Below are 20,617 nucleotides of genomic sequence, written 5' to 3'. Positions count from 1 at the left end.
GCATTCTTCCTGCAATCCATCTTTTCTAAAAAGGATAACGGACGCAAATAGGAATTATATCTTTAAAAGAATATACTTGTCCACTGAATTTTACATCACATGGCCCAAATAAAAAAGTTTCAAGCTTTATCCATTTTCTTCTTAGAAGTAATTCCACTCATTATCATGATATCACACTTCCCCGAACATAAAGAAACTCGGCAGATGCCGAGTTTCTTTATATTAGGATTTCTCACTTGTAAATAAGGAAAGTAAACGAATTCACGGTCTTTTCTATGCTTGAGGCGTTTCTTTGAAATCACAATCCATGCACTGAACCTGGACGCCTTTTTTGAGTTTTTTCTCAACAAGTGTACCTTCACATTTTGGACAACTCCGCGGAAGCGGCTTATCCCAAGAAATGAAGTCACATCCAGGGTAGGTATCACACCCGTAAAATATGCGGCGTTTTTTACTTTTCCTTTCAATGATGTTTCCTTCTTTACATTTCGGGCATTTGACACCGATTTCTTTAACGATTGGTTTTGTGTTACGGCAATCCGGGAAATTACTGCATGCCATGAACTTTCCATAACGCCCCATCTTATAGACCATCTCATGTCCGCATTCCAAGCAATCTTCACCAGCAGGCTCATCTTTAATTTCTATTTTCTCCATTTCGACTTCGGCTTTAGCCAAATGAACGGCAAATTCTTTATAAAATTCATCGATGACCTTTATCCATTCGATACTGCCCTCTTCGACGCTATCAAACTCCTGTTCCATCTTGGCAGTGAACTCTGCATCAAGAATATCCGGGAAGAACTCACGTATTAATTCAAGAACGATCTCACCAAGCTCAGTAGGGATGAACCGTTTATTATCCAAGGTAACATAGCCCCGTTTTTGAATCGTATCCAAGGTAGGAGCATATGTAGAAGGACGGCCTATTCCCAGTTCCTCTAGCGTTTTGACAAGACGGGCTTCAGTATATCGGGGCGGAGGCTGAGTGAAATGCTGCTTCGGCTCGACATCTTTTGAAAAGAATTCATCTCCTTTTTTCACATCAGGTAAAGCATTTTCCTTTTCTTCCACTGAGTCATCGGACCCTTCAACATATACCTTCATGAAGCCCGGAAATTTAATTTTTGAACCATTGGCCCTGAAGATGACATCCCCGTTATGCAGGTCGATGCTCATTGTATCCATGACCGCCGAAGACATTTGACTAGAAACGAATCGTTCCCAAATCAATTTATAAAGACGGAATTGATCTCTGGATAAGAACTCCTTGACTATACCCGGTTCACGCAATGTGCTTGTTGGTCTAACCGCTTCATGGGCGTCCTGAGCATTAGTCTGTTTTTTCTCCTTGCGCTGTTCAACCTGAACATATTCTTCTCCGTAACTATTTTGAATGAAGGTATGGGCTTCCTGTTTCGCAACATCGGAAATCCGGGTCGAATCGGTTCTCATATAAGTGATTAACCCGACTGTACCTTCCTTTCCAAGCTCGATTCCCTCATAAAGCTGCTGAGCGAGCATCATGGTTTTCTTTGCACGGAAATTTAATTTACGAGCCGCTTCTTGTTGCAGGGAAGAAGTTGTAAAAGGTGCAGCCGGATTACGTCTTCTTTCCTTTTTAGCCACAGCCCCTATCGTAAATTCGCCACCATTTAAAGAAGCGAGTACTTTTTTTACATCCTCTTCTGTATTTAATTCCTTCCGCTCGCCACCCAGGCTGAAAAAGGAACCTTCAAACTGTTCTTTTCCTTTTACAAAATCCGCCTTGATTGTCCAATACTCCTCTGGGATAAAATCTTTGATCTCTTTCTCCCGGTCTATGATCATCCGTACAGCGACCGATTGGACCCGGCCTGCACTTAAGCCTTTTTTCACTTTTTTCCATAAAAGCGGGCTGATATTGTATCCGACCAAACGATCCAAGACCCTTCTTGCCTGCTGGGCATCAACCAATTTCATATTTATTGGCCTCGGTGATTTAAATGATTCTTTGATTGCCTCTTTCGTGATCTCGTTGAATACCACGCGGCAATCTGAATTAATGTCAACATCGAGACTGTGAGCCAAATGCCAGGCAATGGCTTCCCCTTCTCTGTCGGGGTCAGCCGCGAGATAGATTTTTTTCGCTTTTTTTGCAGCGGTTTTCAATTCTTTTAAAACCGGGCCTTTGCCGCGGATAGTTATATATTTAGGTTCATATTCATGTTCAACATCGACACCCATTTGACTTTTAGGCAAATCGCGCACATGCCCCATGGAAGCCTTTACTTTATATTTTTTTCCCAAGTAACGTTCTATTGTTTTCGCCTTTGCGGGCGATTCCACAATCACTAAGTATTCTGACATCCAATAAATCCTCCTCAAAGAGGTAATATAAATCTTCACTATTATTAATCATTCAAAAATCATTTGTCAACACCTCTTTACTTTTCAAAGCATGCTGATTTATTTATTTATAGGGAATTTGACAAGAGGTGCATTTGCAAAACTTATAACAGTTTTACAATATTTTCAACCTTTTTGTCTAATATTTCAACCCATCTCACTAAAAGAATACCTTATTTTTCTATTTTTTTCATTTGATTCTCCGTCTATCTTCTATATTATATCGTTCAAAATTCTTCTTCAATCTGCTTAGAACTCAAAACAAGTTTTGCACCATCCTGAATCAATTGATTGGTCCCTAGTGATTCGGGACTCGTTACGTTACCAGGAAGCGCAAATACCTCCCTGCCGTGTTCCAAAGCAGCTTGTGCCGTAATGAGGGAACCGCTTTTTTCTTTTGCCTCGACTACGAATACGCCCTGTGATAATCCACTGATGATTCGATTCCTAAGCGGAAACATCCAGGGTTTCGCTATCATTTCCGGTGGAGTCTCAGATATAAGTAACCCTCTATCGCTGATTTCCTCAGCAAGGGAAATATTGGATTTAGGATATATTTGCAAAAGCCCTCCTCCTAAAACCCCAATCGTATCTCCGCCTTCCTCCAAAGTTATCTTATGTGACTCTGCGTCGATTCCTGCCGCCACCCCACTTATGATCACGAATTCTTTCTTTACAAGGGGTAACAGAATCGTTTTTAAGGCCCCCAGTCCATACGAGGTTGGCTTACGTGTCCCAACAACACCTAAGGTATTCCTCCTCGCTAGAAGCTTCTTATCGCCCTTAAAATAAAGAACCCACGGAGGATCGAATATTTGCTTCAGCAAAAATGGGTAATCATCATCGAAGATGGTCAAACAATGAATTTGACTATCTTCGTAAAGTTTAAGTTTATCGATGACATTGAGTGAATATAAATCTTTGAGAAAAAGGTTGAGCTTATTTGAAGGGATAGGAAGCATTTTCACCCATTCAATGTGGTTTGTTGTAAAGAGGGAAGATAGTGATGGGTCATTGAACATGATTTTTTGGATTGTTTTCCATCCTGCTCCGCGACAATGATGGAGATGGATTAACTTTTCAATTTTATTCAATTGGAAACGCCCCTAATCGGATATTTTTAAAAGTAGGTTGATTGTGATGGACTGGGTAAACGAAATGTGTTTACCGAGGATATTGGAGGGAAATAAAGACCGACCCAAAAAAACAGGTCGGCCCAACTTAAATCAATGGGTTTTACAAGGTTCGTAAATATCTTTTTCTTTTAGAACGGAAATCAAAGTTTCACCCATTACGGATGGAGTCTCAGCAACTTTAATTCCACATTCGTTCATTACGCGGATTTTCTCGTCAGCTGTCCCTTTTCCTCCAGAGATAATGGCACCAGCATGTCCCATGCGTTTACCGGCTGGAGCCGTACGGCCACCAATGAAACCAACAACTGGCTTAGTCATATTTTCTTTCACCCAGATAGCTGCTTCTTCTTCTGCCGTTCCGCCGATTTCCCCGATCATGATCACCGCATGTGTTTCCGGATCTTCATTGAACGCTTTCAGTACATCGATGAAGTCGGTTCCATTAACGGGATCCCCACCGATACCGACAGCCGATGATTGCCCAATTCCTGCTTGCGATAATTGGTGAACGGCTTCGTACGTTAAAGTTCCAGAACGTGAAACTACACCTACATGGCCTTTTTTGTGGATATATCCTGGCATGATACCAATCTTACACTCTTCCGGACTAATGACACCCGGGCAGTTAGGTCCGATCAAGCGAGTTTTTTTACCTTCCATGTATCGCTTCACCTTGACCATATCCAGGACAGGAATATGTTCAGTTATACAAATAACAAGATCAAGTTCTGCGTCAACGGCTTCTAGAATCGCATCGGCAGCAAATGGAGCCGGTACATAGATAACCGATGCATTCGCTCCGGTTTCATTGACAGCTTCGGAAACTGTATTGAATACAGGTACCCCTTCCGCTTCTGTTCCGCCTTTACCCGGAGTGACGCCTCCAACGATTTTCGTGCCGTATTCCAACATTTGTTTTGTATGAAATAATGCTGTTGAACCAGTGATTCCCTGAACGATCACTTTCGTATCTTTATTAATATAAACGCTCATAATGTTCCCCCCTGCCTATTATCCTACAAGTGATACTATTTTTTGTGCTCCATCTGCCATTGATTCAGCAGCCGTAATATTTAAACCTGACTCTTTTAGAATCTTTTTACCAAGGTCCACATTCGTTCCTTCAAGACGAACAACAAGAGGGACATCCAGGCCAAGCTCTTTAGCAGCAGATACTACGCCTGCAGCGATGATGTCACATTTCATGATTCCTCCGAAGATGTTAACGAAGATGCCTTTAACATTTTGATCGGATAGGATGATTTTGAAAGCCTCTTTTACTTTTTCCTCAGTAGCGCCGCCACCAACGTCAAGGAAGTTAGCCGGGTCTCCCATATAATGTTTAATGATGTCCATCGTTGCCATAGCAAGTCCTGCACCATTAACCATGCATCCGATATTTCCGTCAAGCGATATGTAACTTAGGCCATGTTTTGATGCTTCAATCTCTTTCGCATCCTCTTCATCCAAATCACGGTACTCCGCGATGTCTTTATGGCGGTAAATGGCATTATCATCGAAATTCAATTTAGCATCCAGCGCCATTACATTACCATCGCCCGTTACCACTAATGGGTTGATTTCAGCGATTGAGCAATCTTTTTCAACGAAAGCTGTATATAAGTTAACCATAAGCTTGGAAGCTTTATTTATAAGTGAAACCGGAATATTGATATTGAATGCAATCCTACGTGCCTGGAAGCCAGTCAGGCCGACAACCGGATCGATTACTTCTTTGAAAATTTTCTCTGGTGTCTTTTCAGCCACTTCCTCAATTTCCGTTCCGCCTTCTTCAGAAGCCATCAATACGACACTGTTCGTAGCACGGTCAAGGACCAGCCCGATATAATATTCCTTCGTAATGTCGCAGCCTTCTTCAATAAGTAAACGCTTAACTTCCTTGCCTGCAGGTCCTGTTTGATGGGTCACCAGCGTCTTACCAAGAATCTCTTCTGCATATGTACGCGCTTCATCAAGGTTCTTCGCTACCTTAACTCCGCCGGCTTTCCCGCGGCCGCCCGCATGAATTTGAGCTTTGACGACAACAACTTCCGTACCTAACTCCTTCGCTGCTTCCACTGCTTCATCAACAGTAAAGGCAACCCGGCCATTTGGAACGGATACCCCGTATTGTCGCAATATCTCTTTCCCCTGATACTCATGGATATTCATTTCCCATCCTCCTTATCTACTAAAAAACAACTTTGAAATTTAATGCGCGATTTCTCTACTATATTACAACAAAATTCTCCTTCGTGCATAATTTTCTTTCACATAATTTTTAAAATATTATTATAATATACTTCCACAACCTTGTATAAAGTGGAAAAAACTTTCTTCGCCGTTGTGTTTTTTCTTATGAAAAATCATCTATTTTGTTTCTGAACTTCTATTACAACAAAAGCCATTCCAGTTATAAGACTAGTAAAAACACCTCCTATCAAAGCCTTTATCGCCATTTTAATCCAGACATCCTTTCATGAAAAATTTGGGTTTCCATTGTGTTGATTCATAGGAAAAGCAAAAGGACAAAGCTGTGGCTTTGTCCTTTTGCTGATAGTTTAGTATTTTTTTAATATAATGAAAATTCGTTATTGTTTTCCCTAAAATTCTACATGAACCAACATGAATCTCTTTAGTGAAATTAAATAATCAGTCTCCTACCGATTCATGTCCTTGTCAACTTTATAAATGAATGCAAATACCTCAGCAACAGCTCCGTACAATTCTTCGGGAATTGTTTGATTTATATCTAATTGACCTAAAAGTGCAGCAAGCGCTCCGTCCTTTTGGACCGGTATATCCAGTTTCATAGCCTTTTCCAGAATATTTTCAGCCGTTTTACCTTTCCCCTTCGCCAATATGACGGGAGCCTTTGTTGTCGTTTGATCATACTTTAAAGCAATCGCTTCTTTTCGTCTATCATTTTTCATATTCGAATATCCACTCCACTATATGGACCTGTTTCTGAAAAAGGAACGGATTTCAAACCCTTGTCCCTCTCTTTTCCATTCACGGGGTTTACAAAGGAAACCCCTGATAATTTGTAATCCATTTTTTCCAGATTCTCTCTCAGGAGGTCTAGATATTGATCAGCTGCCTTTTCAAGGACTGCACCATACCCATTAATGACAGTCACTTTTATGATTCGATTTTGAACCTGCATGTCGATGACCACCTCTTTAAGGCGTTCTAGTTCTAAATAAAATAGGACTCGGCAGTAATTCGGGTCTATCTTGCCATCTTTTGTTTTCCTTCCGCTCCATTGTAATGTTAGGTCCGTTTGTGTAGATCCCAGATTAAGCGGAAGTGTAAGGAGCAAATTCTGAATCGGCCCATTTTCCTGTGAAAGGATCTGTTGAGCAGTAATCCGATTAAGGATTTGTTCTGCCATCTCCTTTATGGCTCCCGGAATTTGCTCATTCAGTAATTTAAGCAGCAGTGGTTTAAGTGTCTCTAAATCCTTCGAGAACTCCGACATATCATCTCCAGAACGATTAATGAGTGCATGTTCCAGCTGAAGACCAAGGATCTTGGTCCATTCTTTAAGTTGGTGTGCAACTGATGGCCCATTTGTGAAATCGATTGTTTGAAACTCAGCATCCAATACATGTGCAAGGGCCAGTTTCTCATTACCCATGACGGATAGAGCCTCAGGAAGCTGTTTAAGCGACTGAAAAAGCAATTCAGCCACCATACCCTTCGACTTAACCACCTGCTCTGTATCCTTATTCAAATAGCCTAAAAGGTCATCCACTACTATTTTTCCGCCTACTCCCTTTATTTCTGCCGTTGCTTCTGTAAAAGTACTCTCAAGCAAACGAAAGGCAAGAAGAGAAAGTTTTTCTCCAGAAATGTTTATTTTCTGAATCGATTGGATATCAGGTCTCATTTTTGCCCCTTCATGATCAAGTCCGTTCAATATGCGATTTATATTCAATTCTATATCTTCAACTTTACCAAATGCTCCGATTTTCACCTTGGAAAGCAATTGCAATCCTTGGTGTAATTTTTCAATCGCTGAATTTTCCGGAATACTGGACCTCGCCTCAGCTCCATAAATTAAATCCTCCAGAAAAACAGATTCCGTTATTCCCTTTGGAACAAAACCCGTTTTTTGAAGCAGGGAAAATGCGCCGGATTTCATTACGGGTGTTGAATCGGAATCCAGCCAAGCGGTAACTAGCTTTTGCAAACCGATTTGTTGTAGCTGGTTCTTTCTGGCAACATGCAAGGAATCCAATACCTCCATAAGCTTGACAGCCGTCCTCGTTTCCGAACCCCAACCCTGCAGTAGCTGTTTAAGGCCACTGAGCAGTTTGTGGAAAGGTTCGCCTTTAGCCTGTGCAAATAATGCATAAAATACTTCTTTTACAAAAGGCAATTGCTGAACGAACATTGTTTTTATGACTGGCAGACCAACTTCTTCAGCATCAGCAGCTTTTAGCCATTGCAAAGCGGACTGAAAAGTTTCCTTGGTTATCGGGAGACGATTTTTCAGGAGATATTCGGCAAGCTTCGCTGCGGCCGGTTCGTGCGTCATGCCGAGATGAGCGGTTAATTGTGCAAGCTGTTCCCTTTAAGCTGGAATAGTTCAAATTCAGGGGATCTAACGCTTTTAACACGACCTTCCCCTCATTTGGCTGCTGTACTTGAAACCAATACCTTTCACCTGTCCGAAGCGGGATATCGAGAGTGGCAATCATTTTTTGATGGCCAATCTGTACCTCGGCCGTCTGGTTAGGAGAAACCTTATTCACTTTGCCGAAAAGGATTTGCCCGTTTTTCAAACTTGCAGTTCCATGCATTTCAACGGGTGAAGATACGGTTTGACCGCTTGTTATGGATTGCATCACTCATCCTCCCTTAGTCCTTCGTTCGTGCAGCGATTTCCTTTACTGGTGCAAAACTTCTTCTATGCCAAGGTGTAAGCCCGTGCTTGTCGAGCGCTTCTAAATGTTGGCTTGTCCCATAACCCATGTGCTTGTCGAAACCATATTCCGGATATTTTTCACCATATTCCTTCATCATCCTATCACGAGTCACTTTCGCGATAATGGAGGCCGCAGAGATGGTAATGCTTCTTGCGTCCCCCTTTATGAGTGAAAGCTGCGGAATCGGCACATCCAGTTCCATCGCATCGACCAACAAATGATCAGGAAGTTCTGAAAGATCGTTCACTGCGGCCACCATCGCTTTTTTCGTAGCTTGGTATATATTGATTTCATCAATTACTTCGCTATGTACAACACCTATACCTATGGATAGTGCTTCCTTAAAAATCATTTCATAAAACAGTTCCCTTTTTGACTCTGGAATCTTTTTAGAATCATTCAGCCCTGGCAAATAAAAAGATTCCGGCAAGATGACTGCACTCGTCACAACTGGTCCTGCCAGCGGCCCTCTCCCTACTTCATCGATACCAGCAAGAATGGAAAACCCCTGTTTTCGCAATTGCCGCTCAAACTCCGTCATTTCCGTGAAAGCATCCTTTACCTGTTGTTCTTTTTCATAGGCTCTTTGCCATTTGCTCACTAAGTCGGTTACACCCTTTCGGCTGTCCTCCCGGCATTCCTGTAAAAATAAATCTCCAGGCTCACTTATTGTCTTTAACTTTGAGGAGATTTCCTTAATGCTCATTGCAGTTTTCATCATCTATCACCCATCATATTAATTATCGGCAGTCTTGCTTTCCTTCTACAGTTCAAACAAAAATACGGAGTGGAAAAGAGACATCAAAAAGAAATAACCTTTTCGACATCCAACTCCAGCTCCGTATCAACCTTTTCACTGACTGTCTTCAAAAATCAGGTCAATGTCTTGTAAATTCTACTTAATGTTATTCGGGGATATTATCTTCTTCATAATCCTTAGGGACCTCAAACGTAAGCGGACCCATCTTTTCTGAACGGATTTCACGTACGACCAACTCTGCGGTTTTGTCATAATCAATGAAGCCTCCAGATGCTAAACAGCCCCTGAACTTTCCGACCGCATCGAATAGTTCGAGCGTTTCCTGAGGAATTGCATCCAAGTTATAACGGGATTTCAATCTATCCGGATATTCTTTTTCCAAAAAGCGAAGACCGTATAACGAAACTTCGTGCAAGTTTAAAATCGTATCCTTGATCGCTCCTGTCAAAGCAAGCTTCAAGCCTACTTGCTGATCCTCGAATTTAGGCCAAAGAATCCCCGGCGTGTCCAGCAATTCCAATTCCTTACCAACTTTTATCCATTGCTGTGCTTTCGTGACACCAGGTGTATTCCCTGTTTTGGCAATGTTCTTTTTGGCAAGTCGATTTATTAAAGTTGATTTCCCTACGTTCGGAATACCTACTATCATGGCGCGGATCGCTCTCGGTTTTATTCCTCTTGATTCCATCCGGTCATACTTCTCTTTTAAAAGTTTTTTAGAAGCAGTTGTAATCTGGTTTAAACCGTTTCCTGCCTGTGAGTTAATGGCTATTGCCGTTTTTCCCTGCGATTTATAATATTCAAGCCACTTATTCGTTTTTACAGGATCGGCCATATCAGCTTTATTCAAAAGGATAACCCTCGGTTTATGCTGTATGATTTCATCGATCATCGGATTTCGTGAAGATGCCGGAATCCGGGCATCCACAAGTTCAAAGATGATGTCGATCAGTTTTAATTTCTCTGTTACTTCCCGTCTTGCTTTGGCCATATGGCCAGGGAACCACTGTATTGTCAATGGAATCCACCTTCCTACTATTCCGCCAATCGAAGGTCTTCGATCGGCCAATAAACTAATTTAGTTTTTCCTAACACTTTATCGTAAGGAACAACACCAACGCCAATATGGCGGCTGTCCTTACTGAAACGACGATTATCCCCTAAGACGAATAGGTGGTCTTCAGGCACCGTTCCTTGTTCTATGACATCACTTAATGTAAAAGGTTCCGTCAAAGCCCCGCCATCAATCAATTGTTTTTTATATTCATCCAAGTATGGCTCAGAATAAGCTTTTCCATTCACGTAAAGAGTATCATCTTTATATTCCACTTTTTCCCCTGGCAATCCGATGACCCGCTTTATGTAATCCTTGCCTTCTGGAGCTTCGAAAACGATAATGTCGAATCTTTTCGGTTCACCAATCGAATAGGAGATTTTATTAACGATCATGCGGTCCGTATCCTTTAATGTCGGCATCATGGAATTACCGTCCACAACAATAGGAGCCAGGAGGAAATAACGAATCAGTGTCGCAGCTATAACCGCTATTATGACCGCCTTTGTCCATTCCCACAATTCATTTTTCTTTTTCGCCATCCTTACCCACCCTTTTAGAAAGCATATCAACAATTATTTTAACATGTTGCGGACGCTATAGCGAGCAAGATTCTATATGGTTTTTACCTTATCTGTGCATTGATGGTTTCTTAAAGTGCAAAAAAGGGAGCCTGATAAACAAGCTCCCTTTTTGCATGATACTGTTTGGTTATTCACCTTATGTGGATCATGGTAAACCCGCATGAAGATATTCGAAGAATTAACGACGAATTTCTTTAATACGTGCTTTTTTACCACGAAGTTCGCGTAGGTAATAAAGTTTCGCACGACGTACTTTACCGTGACGGATAACTTCTAGTTTCGCAATTTTTGGTGTGTGAACAGGGAAAGCACGTTCTACTCCAACGCCGTAAGAGATCTTACGTACTGTGAAAGTTTCACTAACTCCGCCGCCACGACGTTTGATTACAACGCCTTCAAACAACTGGATACGTTCGCGAGTTCCTTCAATAACCTTTACGTGTACACGTACTGTGTCACCAGGTCTGAATGATGGAAGATCTGAGCGAAGTTGTTCTTTTGTGATTTCGTTAATAAGATTTTGCATCGATTTCAACTCCTCCTGGACGCTCTTGCAAATACTTATTGTTTGCAGCGGAACATCGTTATAAGACTGAGCATTTTGCCCAAGTCACAAGGTATATCCTATCATACTATAAACGTCGATGCAATAGACATCAGTCTTCTTTTTTAATCTCGGACAATAATTTTTTTTCAACTTCCGATAGTTCATAGCTATCGAGCAAATCCGGACGTCGCATCCAGGTTCTACGCAGAGATTCCTTCATCCGCCATTCATCGATTTTTTTATGATTTCCGGATATTAGCGGATCGGGAACTTTCATTCCCCGGAAATCTGCAGGTCTAGTATAATGGGGATGCTCTAATAATCCAGAAGAATAGGAATCAAGAATCGGGGAGTCAACATTTCCCAGAACGCCAGGAAGCAAGCGAACAACACTGTCAATAATGACCATTGCACCCAATTCCCCGCCTGTAAGCACAAAGTCACCAATCGATATTTCATCCGTGACGACATGCTCCCGGATGCGCTCATCATACCCTTCATAATGCCCGCAAATGAAAATGAGATGTTCTTCTTTTGCAAACTCTTCAGCTTTTTTCTGCGTGTAACGCTCTCCCTGAGGGCAAAGCAGGACCACCCTTGGGGTTAGCTCCGCTTGCCCTTTAAGAGCCTCCACAGCATCAAAAATCGGTTGTGCCTTCAATACCATTCCGGCACCGCCGCCATACGGATAATCGTCTACCGTCGAATGCTTATTATCTGCATAATCTCGGAAATTGGTCACCTTATAGCTGACAGCTTGCTTTTCTGCAGCTTTTTTTAAAATTGACGAACCGAATACCCCTTCGAACATTTCTGGAAAAAGCGAAAGCACATCGATTTTCATCAGTCTAAAAGTCCTTCCATCGGTGTAATGATGACCTTTTTAGCGGAAATATCTACTTCTTTTACAATTTGTTCAATATACGGGATCAAAATATCCTTACTGCCAGCTTTCTTAATGACCCAAACATCATTGGCACCAGGCGTAAGAACCTCAATGATTTCCCCAATTTCCATACCTTCATCCGTAAATACCGAACAGCCGATGATTTCATGGAAGTAGAACTCACCTTCGTCCAATTTACCAAGTTGTGCTTCCTTGACTTTCAGGACCCCGTTTCTAAAAGCCTCGACCTGTCCGACGTTATAATAGTTCTCGAACGTCAATAGGTTAAAGTTTTTATGGGTGCGGTGCGACCTGATGACAAGCGGCAAAGGCTTTTTCTCCGTGTCCCTAAATAAATACAGTGTATTTCCCACTTTGTATCGTTTTTCAGGAAAGTCTGTTGAAGAAATAACACGGACTTCTCCTAAAAGACCATGTGTGTTGACAATTTTACCTACATTAAACCAATTTTCCATTCTTTCACCTCTAACGAATTTCCGAGACGATTCCATCTTTAATGACAATGGTCTTCGTTGCCATGATTTCGTCCCAATCTGCCCCAATTTCCACATCAATGATACTTTGAACTTCCCGTTCCTTCAATTCGCTTCCGGTGGGAAGGATCTCCAACTGCTCCATTTGGAATTCAAGCAGTTTAATTTTTTCTTGCCTCTGGTTTATTTCTTTTTCGAAATGAGCACGGAGACTGGCAGGCTGGAGATTTCTTGTTTTTTCAAGCTTTTTCAGTTCAAAGCGAAGCTGTTCACTCTCTTTTTGAAGCTGAAGGCGTTTTGACTTGTACTTCTCGAGGAGCTGATTCTTGCTGGATTCCGTTAATACTTGGTTAACGATTACATTTTGGAGAATTTTCATTCCAGCACCTCCTATTATCTATGATTTCTTATTTCCTTCAAAAAATATGTATGATTGGGTAATCTTTTTGAAAAAGGGGGATCATTCTCCTAAGTATAACGTAAATCGGTAAAAGATGCGTCTTAAAAAGGCGTAAAGTTTAAACTCAAGGTCATAATCAAATAGGATCCAAGGCGGAATTTCACTTTCTTGAAGTACAAAAAAAGGAGGGGTATTAGCCCTCCTTATTCGGAAATCTCCAAATAGATTTTCTTCTGCTGTGAAGATCCTGCTGCATATACCACAGTACGAATCGCCTTAGCAACACGCCCTTGTTTACCGATGACTTTACCCATGTCCTCCTTATGAACGGAGAGGGTATAAACAATCCGGTCGGACTCTTCCTTGGAAGCCACGATGACCTCTTCCGGATAATCCACAAGTGCTGAAACAATCGTTTCAATTAGTGCTTTCATCAACTACGTCGATTACTTGCTGTTTTTTGCAACATGGAATTTTTCCATGATGCCTTGTGTTGAGAATAAGTTACGAACTGTATCAGATGGTTTAGCTCCATCTTGTAACCATTTAAGAGCAAGCTCTTCGTTGATTTCAACTTTAGCTGGTTGAGTCACCGGGTTATAAGTTCCAACCACTTCAATGTAACGTCCGTCACGTGGTGAACGAGAATCTGCAACTACAATACGATAGAAAGGAGATTTTTTAGCTCCCATACGTTTTAAGCGAATTTTTACTGCCATTTTAAATAAGCACCTCCGAATAGTTTCACACAAGATAGTATAATATCAAATGTCTTGTATGTTTGTAAAGGTTTTTTTCTTAACAGGTAAAAAAAGTGTTGAAATACATGGCTTTGACCCGTATTTCCGCCAGTTTCGACCTAAAAAAAACCTTACATGAACGGGAATTTGAATCCCTTTTTCTTACCTTTTTGCATGTTCGTAACCTGTTTCATCATCTTTTTCATTTCTTCGAATTGCTTCAGTAGACGGTTCACTTCCTGAATCGATCTGCCGCTTCCTTTGGCAATCCGTTTCTTGCGGGATGCATTCATGGTTTCTGGATGTTCCTTTTCCTGCGTTGTCATTGAACGGATGATAGCTTCGACATGACCGATCTGTTTCTCATCGATCTGAAGGTTGTCCATCCCTTTCATTTTATTCGCACCGGGAATCATTTTCAGAATATCATCAAGCGGTCCCATATTCCGCACCTGACCAAGTTGCTCAAGGAAATCATCAAAGGTAAAAGTGGCTGTACGCATCTTTTTCTCTAATTCTTTCGCTTTTTCTTCATCTACATTGGCCTGTGCTTTTTCGATAAGGGTCAATACATCACCCATGCCAAGGATCCGCGAAGCCATCCGTTCTGGATGGAATGCTTCGAGTGCATCCAATTTTTCTCCCATACCGACGAATTTAATCGGCGTGTTGGTGACTGAACGAATCGAAAGTGCCGCACCACCACGTGTGTCCCCATCAAGTTTCGTTAATACGACACCAGTCAGGCCTAGCTGTTCATTAAAGCTTTGGGCTACATTGACCGCATCTTGACCGGTCATCGCATCGACAACCAGGAAGATTTCATCAGGTTTTGTCAATTCTTTGATATCCTTCAGTTCACCCATCAAGTTTTCATCAACATGAAGGCGGCCTGCGGTATCAATCAACACATAATCATGATGTTCTTCCTTAGCTTTTTCAATCGCCTGTTTGGCAATTTCAACAGGACTAACCTGGTCCCCAAGGGAGAAAACAGGCATGCTTAATTGTTTGCCAAGTGTTTCAAGCTGCTTAATCGCCGCCGGACGGTAAATATCAGCCGCAACGAGCAATGGCTTGCGGTTGTATTTTTTTCTAAGAAGATTGGCTAGCTTTCCGGTGGTCGTCGTTTTACCTGCACCTTGAAGCCCTACCATCATAATGACGGTCGGTGGTTTCGAGGCAACAGCAATCTTGCTCTGTTCGCCGCCCATCAGATCCGTCAATTCTTCCTTTACTACTTTAATTACCTGCTGACCGGGGGTTAAGCTTTTCAGCACTTCCTGACCTACCGAACGTTCACTGACACGTTTTACAAAATCCTTCACGACTTTAAAGTTAACATCCGCTTCAAGCAGTGCCAATCGAACTTCACGCATCATTTCTTTAACGTCCGCTTCGTTGACCTTCCCTTTTCCACGGATCTTTTGCATCGTGCTCTGCAGTCGGTCGGCCAATCCTTCAAATGCCATATTGCCGCCTCCTAATCCAACTTCTCAAGCGTTGTGATTGCGTCTAGCAGCTTCTCTTTTGAAAAGGAATCCTTTTCTATGAGTCCCTTCATATTCGCAATCCACTGGTTACGCTCTTGAAATTTTTGAAATAACAATAGCTTAGCTTCATATTCCTCAAGCATCGCTTCTGTTCTTTTTATATTATCATAGACTGCCTGCCTACTGACTTCGTATTCATCGGCAATCTCGCCAAGAGAGTAATCATCCAGATAGTAGAGGGACATGTAGCTCTGCTGCTTCTCTGTTAACAACGATTGGTAAAAGTCATACAAATAATTAATCCGCGTTGTCTTTTCAAGCATCTTAGCAAGCCTCCCTGCTGTTAAGTGAAAACCCTTTACAAGTTTATATTGTATAGCCTTGTTTATTTGATGTCAAGTTAAACTCCTTACCACTTGTTTGCAAATCATTATTTTTTTCTTTTTCCCGCTTCAAGGAGGATTTCCCCTCCTCTTTTTTAGGTAGTTCTTCCGCTAGATCACAGTGAGTCCCATAATGATCTTGAGTCCTCTTGGAAAAATGGTCAAAAAAAACCCAGAAGAGAAAATCTCTTCCGGTTTACACTTTTTTTCTTAAACCTCTTCTTTATCGATGATATCTGCAAAAAGGCCATAAACATATTTCTCAGCATCGAATTCCTGCAGATCGTCCATTTTTTCACCAAGCCCGACAAATTTAACCGGAATGGCCAATTCATTGCGAATTGCCAAGACAATTCCACCTTTTGCCGTGCCATCAAGCTTTGTTAAAACAATACCGGAAACATTGGTCGCTTCCTTGAATGTCTTGGCTTGAATGAGGGCATTTTGTCCAGTTGTTGCATCAAGGGCAAGCAACACCTCGTGTGGTGCGCCGGGTACTTCACGTTCAATTACACGTTTCACCTTTTCCAATTCCTTCATTAAATTCACTTTATTCTGTAAGCGACCGGCAGTGTCACAGATCAGGATATCAGCTTTTCGTGCCTTGGCGGCCTGAATCGCATCGAACATGACCGCTGCAGGGTCAGAGCCTTCACCCTGTTTGATTACACTGACACCCACACGCTCTCCCCAAACCTCTAGCTGTTCAATCGCACCGGCACGGAAAGTATCCCCGGCAGCCAATACGACAGATTTTCCTTCTTCCTTGAATTTATGGGCAAGTTTTCCGATTGTCGTCGTTTTGCCTACCCCATTAACCCCTACAAACAAGATGACCGTCAAACCTTCTTCTTGTATATTCAAGCTTGAAGTTGCCTCTTCATCGCCTTGGTAGATTTCAACAAGCTTTTCGGAAATGACGGATTGCACTTCCCTCGTATCAGAGATATTGCGGAGTTTGACTTCCATTTTCAATTGATCAATTAGTTCCATCACAGTATCAAAGCCTACATCAGCCTGTATTAGGATTTCTTCAAGTTCTTCAAAAAAGTCCTCATCCACCTTCCGATAACGGGCAACAAGTTCATTAACCCTTCCAGTAAAGGAATTCCTCGTCTTTGTCAAACCTTGCTTGAATTTTTCCCCAATGGATACTTCTGCTTCAACTTCTTTTTCTTTTTGTTCCTGGGTCGTAAATTTCTCTTTTAGCTTTTTGAAAAAACTCATTGTCCCACTTCCTCTATTTAATGAATTTAAACTTCAATAAAGTTTTCCGATTCTTCCATCCTGACGGAAACAAGTTTGGAAACACCTGACTCCTGCATCGTAATGCCATATAGGACATCAGCCTCTTCCATCGTACCTTTACGGTGGGTAATCACGATAAACTGCGTTTCCCTGCTGAACTTCCTTAAAAATTGGCTGAACCGGACGACATTCGCCTCATCAAGGGCTGCCTCGACTTCATCAAGGATACAGAAAGGCACCGGCCGCACTTTTAGAATGGAGAATAAAAGGGCTATGGCTGTCAATGCCCGTTCTCCCCCGGATAAGAGGCTCAAATTCTGAAGTTTTTTTCCAGGCGGCTGTGCAATGATATCTACCCCTGTATTTAGTAAATCATCCGGATTAGTCAGTTTCAGCTCAGCTCTGCCTCCTCCAAATAAAGCTTTGAAGACTTGTTCGAATTCTTCACGGATCGAATAAAAGGTATCCGCAAAGCGTCGCTTCATTTCATCATCCATTTCATCGATGACTTGGAATAGTGTATCTTTTGCCTGTTGAAGGTCTTCCTTTTGGCTTAGAAGGAATTCATAGCGTTCAGCTACACGGGCATATTCATCAATCGCACCTATATTTACCGTTCCTAATTCCTCGATTGCAAGCTTGATGAGCTTCACCCTTTTTTGAGCTTCTTCTATAGGCATCATCAATGGATACTGTTCTTTAGCACCTTCAAAGGAAAGCGTATATTCTTCTCTCAAGTGGTCGAGGCGATTTTCCAGTTCCACATCCAGACGAGTTAATTTTACTTCTTCATCCTTTATCACTTCAACAATGCCTCTATAAACTCGATTTTCTTCCTTCAAGGCCAGTTCAAGCGTTTCAACTTGTTTTAAAAGTTCATTTTTTTCCTGTTTTTTTATCGTGATTCCTTCAATTGCTCCATTTTTATCGAGCAATTTCTTCTGCGCCATATCTTCCAGGGACTCTTCCCCGCTTGAACTGTCTGTCATTTCATTGGTCAGGAGCCCCAAATCATCTTTATTTTCGGCAAGCCTGCTTGTTTCCTTTGAAAGATCCGCTTCAATGCGTTCCATCTTCTCTTTTTGGTTTTGTAACTGCCCGCGCTTAGAGGCCAGTGTTACCCTCAGTTCATTCGTTTCTTCAGCAAGGCTCTCTTTTGAGGATTGTTGAGATTGCTTTTGTTCCGTCATGTCGGAAATTAACCGGTCAAGCCCTTCAATTTCCGTTTTACATGATTCCAAAAGTTCTTCCAGCTCTTCAAGTCTTGCTGTTTTTTGCTGTTGTTCTTCTAAATATGAATTTTTATCCAAATCATATAGGTGGAGCCGGTCATTCACATTTCTTTCCTGTAGCTCCACTTCACGAAGTTCGCCCTTGAGGGTTTGTTCTTGTAACCGAAGGCTCTCTCCTGTTTTTCTCGTTTGTTCAAGCGTTTGCTCTTGAACACCCACATCCACTTTGAGCTGTTTAACCTGCTTTTCTAGCTGGTTCGTTTTCGCTTCCATGGCGGCAAGTTTTTGATTGAGCTCTTCCAATTCCGTTTTCCTCGAAAGCAAGGAAGTCGTTTTTTGCTTTAAGGCTCCACCAGTCATCGAACCACCTGGATTGACGATATCCCCTTCAAGTGTTACGAAGCGGAAACGGTGCTGCATCATTTTCGCCAAATCATTTGCACCCTTTAAATCTGTGGTGATTATGACGGTTCCTAACAGGTTTTCCGCAATTGCTGCATGTCTATCATCATATTGGATCAATGAGGAACCTGTCCCCACAAAAGCTGAATGGCTCTTCAGCATCGATAATTGGTTCACTGAAATCTCTCTTGCCTTTATGACTGACAAAGGCAAGAACGTTGCACGTCCATACCTATTTTTCTTCAAGAAGGAAATGGCTTCTCGTGCATGCTCTTCGCGTTCCACGACCACATGCTGCATCGCTCCGCCTAGAGCCGTTTCTATGGCCGTTTCATATTCCTTTGGAACCTTTATCAATTCCGCAACTGCCCCTTCAATGCCTTGAAGGGTTTCTTTCGCTTTCAAAACTTCTTTAACACCCTGAAAAAAGCCTGCATAATCCTCTTCCATTTCTTCAAGAAGTTCCTTACGTGATTTTGCCTGTTGAAGGAATTGATAGGCCTTATATAGGGTGGTTTCTTGTTTTTGATACGTATCTTTTGCCGCATTCAATTTATTCTGCTGATTTCGGAAATAAGTGACATGCTCATCAAGCTGCTTGGTCACATTGGCCATCAGCTGTGAATATTCCACTTTTTTCGCAGTGATATCCATTCTTTCGGTTAAGAACTTTTCATTTTCCATATCAAGTTTAGCATTTTTATGTTCCTGCTGTGTTAGCTGCTGAAGCAGGTACTGTTTTTCGTTTTTAGCCGTGGCCTGCTTGTTCAACCACTCGATATAGTCACTCTTTTTCACTTCAATCATGGCTTCGATATCACTATTGAATAGGCCTAAGCTTTTTTGTTTTTCATGCAGGCTTTCCTGTATCCCTTTTACTTCCAAGTTCAATGCATTCAGGATTTCCGTTTCTCTTTCCTTTTGCAATGATAAACGCTCGACAGCAGCCTCACCTTCCACAATCGCTTTTTCAAGCTGTGACTTGTTTTGGGCAGCATTTTTTTTCCGTTCTTTCAAAACCTCTTTACGGCCTTCAAGCTTTTCAAGTTCTTCGCTGGCATTCAGAAGAATTTCCTGAAGTCCATTGATCGATGTCTCAAGCGTCGCAAGATTATCCCGAAGCTTTTTGAGATGCGCTTCCCTATCATGAAGCTGCCCTGCCATTTGCTGTTCCATTTCATTATGTTTTTCAAGTTCCTGGGACAGGTTTTCCCATTTTTCATAAAGTTCTTCTATTTCAAAAACGGTTAAAGCTACTTCTATTTGCTCAAGCTCTTCTTTCTTCTCCAAAAATTCCTTGGCGAGGGAAGACTGAATTTTCAACGGTTCCACCTGTGCCTCCAATTCATGGAGGATATCATGGACACGGTTTAAGTTATCCTGCGTTTCCGTCAGCTTCGATTCCGCTTTTCGTTTCCTTGTTTTATATTTCAGGACACCGGCGGCTTCTTCAAAGATCACTCTTCTTTCTTCTGCCTTACTGCTCAGGATTTCTTCGACTTTCCCTTGGCTGATGATGGAAAATGCTTCACGCCCAAGACCAGAATCCATGAACAGGTCTATGATGTCTTTCAGACGGCAACCTTGATTATTAATGAAGAATTCACTTTCTCCCGATCGATAAACCCTTCTTGTCACACTGACTTCATGAAAGTCAATTGGTAGGGAATTGGTCTCGTTATCTAGGGTCAATGATACTTCTGCAAAATTCAACGCTTTCCTCGTGTCACTTCCCGAAAAGATGATATCTTCCATTTTTGCTCCACGCAGCGATTTTGCAGACTGTTCTCCAAGCACCCATCGGACTGCATCGGTCACATTACTTTTACCGCTTCCGTTCGGTCCAACCACTGCCGTGACACCAGGTACAAAATCAATCGAAATTTTTTCTGCGAAAGATTTAAATCCTACAACGTCCAAGCGTTTGAGGAACATG

General features: G+C 41.9%; 20 protein-coding genes. All 20 read right to left on the bottom strand.

Going from position 1 to position 20,617, the window contains the following annotated elements:
- Window positions 1-273 precede the first annotated feature (273 nt).
- The gene (topA, locus tag ACDZ29_RS18885; protein WP_370014395.1) at window positions 274-2,349 is read right to left on the bottom strand and encodes a type I DNA topoisomerase; all 2,076 of its coding nucleotides are present in this window, start codon (window positions 2,347-2,349) and stop codon (window positions 274-276) included.
- Between the two features lie 266 nt (window positions 2,350-2,615).
- Entirely contained in the window at window positions 2,616-3,482 is an 867-nt protein-coding gene (dprA, locus tag ACDZ29_RS18880) for a DNA-processing protein DprA (RefSeq protein ID WP_375088342.1), read from the bottom strand.
- Between the two features lie 132 nt (window positions 3,483-3,614).
- Window positions 3,615-4,517: a succinate--CoA ligase subunit alpha gene (gene sucD, locus ACDZ29_RS18875; protein ID WP_289324375.1), complete on the bottom strand. Its 903-nt coding sequence runs from the start codon at window positions 4,515-4,517 to the stop codon at window positions 3,615-3,617.
- 18 nt (window positions 4,518-4,535) lie between these two features.
- Window positions 4,536-5,696 carry an ADP-forming succinate--CoA ligase subunit beta gene (sucC, locus tag ACDZ29_RS18870; RefSeq protein ID WP_375088341.1) on the bottom strand — a complete coding sequence of 387 codons (1,161 nt, stop codon included), beginning with the start codon at window positions 5,694-5,696 and terminating at the stop codon, window positions 4,536-4,538.
- A gap of 488 nt (window positions 5,697-6,184) precedes the next feature.
- Window positions 6,185-6,457 carry an EscU/YscU/HrcU family type III secretion system export apparatus switch protein gene (locus ACDZ29_RS18865; protein ID WP_375088340.1) on the bottom strand — a complete coding sequence of 91 codons (273 nt, stop codon included), beginning with the start codon at window positions 6,455-6,457 and terminating at the stop codon, window positions 6,185-6,187.
- Window positions 6,454-8,067, bottom strand: coding sequence for a hypothetical protein (locus ACDZ29_RS18860; protein ID WP_375088339.1), 1,614 nt, complete (start codon window positions 8,065-8,067; stop codon window positions 6,454-6,456). The genes ACDZ29_RS18865 and ACDZ29_RS18860 overlap by 4 nt, the downstream gene beginning before the upstream one ends.
- Entirely contained in the window at window positions 7,958-8,377 is a 420-nt protein-coding gene (locus ACDZ29_RS18855) for a hypothetical protein (RefSeq protein WP_375088338.1), read from the bottom strand. The genes ACDZ29_RS18860 and ACDZ29_RS18855 overlap by 110 nt, the downstream gene beginning before the upstream one ends.
- 13 nt (window positions 8,378-8,390) lie before the next feature.
- The gene (locus ACDZ29_RS18850) at window positions 8,391-9,176 is read right to left on the bottom strand and encodes a ribonuclease HII (RefSeq protein WP_289324370.1); all 786 of its coding nucleotides are present in this window, start codon (window positions 9,174-9,176) and stop codon (window positions 8,391-8,393) included.
- 187 nt (window positions 9,177-9,363) lie between these two features.
- Window positions 9,364-10,236: a ribosome biogenesis GTPase YlqF gene (gene ylqF / locus ACDZ29_RS18845; RefSeq protein ID WP_289317177.1), complete on the bottom strand. Its 873-nt coding sequence runs from the start codon at window positions 10,234-10,236 to the stop codon at window positions 9,364-9,366.
- Window positions 10,237-10,253: 17 nt separating this feature from the next.
- Window positions 10,254-10,814, bottom strand: coding sequence for a signal peptidase I (gene lepB, locus ACDZ29_RS18840; RefSeq protein ID WP_289317178.1), 561 nt, complete (start codon window positions 10,812-10,814; stop codon window positions 10,254-10,256).
- A gap of 220 nt (window positions 10,815-11,034) precedes the next feature.
- Window positions 11,035-11,382, bottom strand: coding sequence for a 50S ribosomal protein L19 (rplS, locus tag ACDZ29_RS18835; RefSeq protein ID WP_034313702.1), 348 nt, complete (start codon window positions 11,380-11,382; stop codon window positions 11,035-11,037).
- Window positions 11,383-11,512: 130 nt separating this feature from the next.
- Window positions 11,513-12,247 carry a tRNA (guanosine(37)-N1)-methyltransferase TrmD gene (gene trmD, locus ACDZ29_RS18830; RefSeq protein WP_289324369.1) on the bottom strand — a complete coding sequence of 245 codons (735 nt, stop codon included), beginning with the start codon at window positions 12,245-12,247 and terminating at the stop codon, window positions 11,513-11,515.
- Complete coding sequence (gene rimM, locus ACDZ29_RS18825; protein WP_289335946.1) at window positions 12,247-12,765, bottom strand: ribosome maturation factor RimM; 519 nt, start codon at window positions 12,763-12,765, stop codon at window positions 12,247-12,249. The genes trmD and rimM overlap by 1 nt, the downstream gene beginning before the upstream one ends.
- Before the next feature lie 10 nt (window positions 12,766-12,775).
- On the bottom strand, window positions 12,776-13,162 hold the full coding sequence (locus ACDZ29_RS18820; RefSeq protein WP_230158129.1) for a YlqD family protein: 387 nt from the start codon (window positions 13,160-13,162) through the stop codon (window positions 12,776-12,778).
- Between the two features lie 224 nt (window positions 13,163-13,386).
- A complete protein-coding gene (locus ACDZ29_RS18815; RefSeq protein ID WP_289317181.1) occupies window positions 13,387-13,617 on the bottom strand; it encodes a KH domain-containing protein in 231 nt (76 codons plus the stop codon).
- 12 nt (window positions 13,618-13,629) lie between these two features.
- Window positions 13,630-13,902, bottom strand: coding sequence for a 30S ribosomal protein S16 (gene rpsP, locus ACDZ29_RS18810; RefSeq protein ID WP_034313715.1), 273 nt, complete (start codon window positions 13,900-13,902; stop codon window positions 13,630-13,632).
- Between the two features lie 152 nt (window positions 13,903-14,054).
- The gene (ffh, locus tag ACDZ29_RS18805; protein WP_289317182.1) at window positions 14,055-15,395 is read right to left on the bottom strand and encodes a signal recognition particle protein; all 1,341 of its coding nucleotides are present in this window, start codon (window positions 15,393-15,395) and stop codon (window positions 14,055-14,057) included.
- Between the two features lie 11 nt (window positions 15,396-15,406).
- On the bottom strand, window positions 15,407-15,739 hold the full coding sequence (locus tag ACDZ29_RS18800) for a putative DNA-binding protein (RefSeq protein ID WP_061462382.1): 333 nt from the start codon (window positions 15,737-15,739) through the stop codon (window positions 15,407-15,409).
- A gap of 270 nt (window positions 15,740-16,009) precedes the next feature.
- Complete coding sequence (ftsY, locus tag ACDZ29_RS18795; protein WP_289317183.1) at window positions 16,010-17,026, bottom strand: signal recognition particle-docking protein FtsY; 1,017 nt, start codon at window positions 17,024-17,026, stop codon at window positions 16,010-16,012.
- Between the two features lie 26 nt (window positions 17,027-17,052).
- Window positions 17,053-20,616, bottom strand: a complete 3,564-nt coding sequence (gene smc, locus ACDZ29_RS18790; protein ID WP_375088337.1) for a chromosome segregation protein SMC — start codon at window positions 20,614-20,616, stop codon at window positions 17,053-17,055.
- Window position 20,617 lies beyond the last annotated feature (1 nt).

It is taken from the genome of Peribacillus sp. RS7 (assembly GCF_041956845.1).
Taxonomy (GTDB): domain Bacteria; phylum Bacillota; class Bacilli; order Bacillales; family DSM-1321; genus Peribacillus.
This window is presented reverse-complemented; position numbering and strand designations above follow the sequence as displayed.

Coding starts and splice junctions, on each gene's coding strand:
- topA (WP_370014395.1), bottom strand. CDS start 2,349: ATGTCAGAATACTTAGTGATTGTGGAATCGCCCGCAAAGGCGAAAACA.
- sucD (WP_289324375.1), bottom strand. CDS start 4,517: ATGAGCGTTTATATTAATAAAGATACGAAAGTGATCGTTCAGGGAATC.
- sucC (WP_375088341.1), bottom strand. CDS start 5,696: ATGAATATCCATGAGTATCAGGGGAAAGAGATATTGCGACAATACGGG.
- ACDZ29_RS18865 (WP_375088340.1), bottom strand. CDS start 6,457: ATGAAAAATGATAGACGAAAAGAAGCGATTGCTTTAAAGTATGATCAA.
- ACDZ29_RS18860 (WP_375088339.1), bottom strand. CDS start 8,067: ATGACGCACGAACCGGCCGCAGCGAAGCTTGCCGAATATCTCCTGAAA.
- ACDZ29_RS18855 (WP_375088338.1), bottom strand. CDS start 8,377: ATGCAATCCATAACAAGCGGTCAAACCGTATCTTCACCCGTTGAAATG.
- ACDZ29_RS18850 (WP_289324370.1), bottom strand. CDS start 9,176: ATGAAAACTGCAATGAGCATTAAGGAAATCTCCTCAAAGTTAAAGACA.
- lepB (WP_289317178.1), bottom strand. CDS start 10,814: ATGGCGAAAAAGAAAAATGAATTGTGGGAATGGACAAAGGCGGTCATA.
- rplS (WP_034313702.1), bottom strand. CDS start 11,382: ATGCAAAATCTTATTAACGAAATCACAAAAGAACAACTTCGCTCAGAT.
- trmD (WP_289324369.1), bottom strand. CDS start 12,247: ATGAAAATCGATGTGCTTTCGCTTTTTCCAGAAATGTTCGAAGGGGTA.
- rimM (WP_289335946.1), bottom strand. CDS start 12,765: ATGGAAAATTGGTTTAATGTAGGTAAAATTGTCAACACACATGGTCTT.
- ACDZ29_RS18820 (WP_230158129.1), bottom strand. CDS start 13,162: ATGAAAATTCTCCAAAATGTAATCGTTAACCAAGTATTAACGGAATCC.
- ACDZ29_RS18815 (WP_289317181.1), bottom strand. CDS start 13,617: ATGAAAGCACTAATTGAAACGATTGTTTCAGCACTTGTGGATTATCCG.
- rpsP (WP_034313715.1), bottom strand. CDS start 13,902: ATGGCAGTAAAAATTCGCTTAAAACGTATGGGAGCTAAAAAATCTCCT.
- ffh (WP_289317182.1), bottom strand. CDS start 15,395: ATGGCATTTGAAGGATTGGCCGACCGACTGCAGAGCACGATGCAAAAG.
- ACDZ29_RS18800 (WP_061462382.1), bottom strand. CDS start 15,739: ATGCTTGAAAAGACAACGCGGATTAATTATTTGTATGACTTTTACCAA.
- ftsY (WP_289317183.1), bottom strand. CDS start 17,026: ATGAGTTTTTTCAAAAAGCTAAAAGAGAAATTTACGACCCAGGAACAA.
- smc (WP_375088337.1), bottom strand. CDS start 20,616: ATGTTCCTCAAACGCTTGGACGTTGTAGGATTTAAATCTTTCGCAGAA.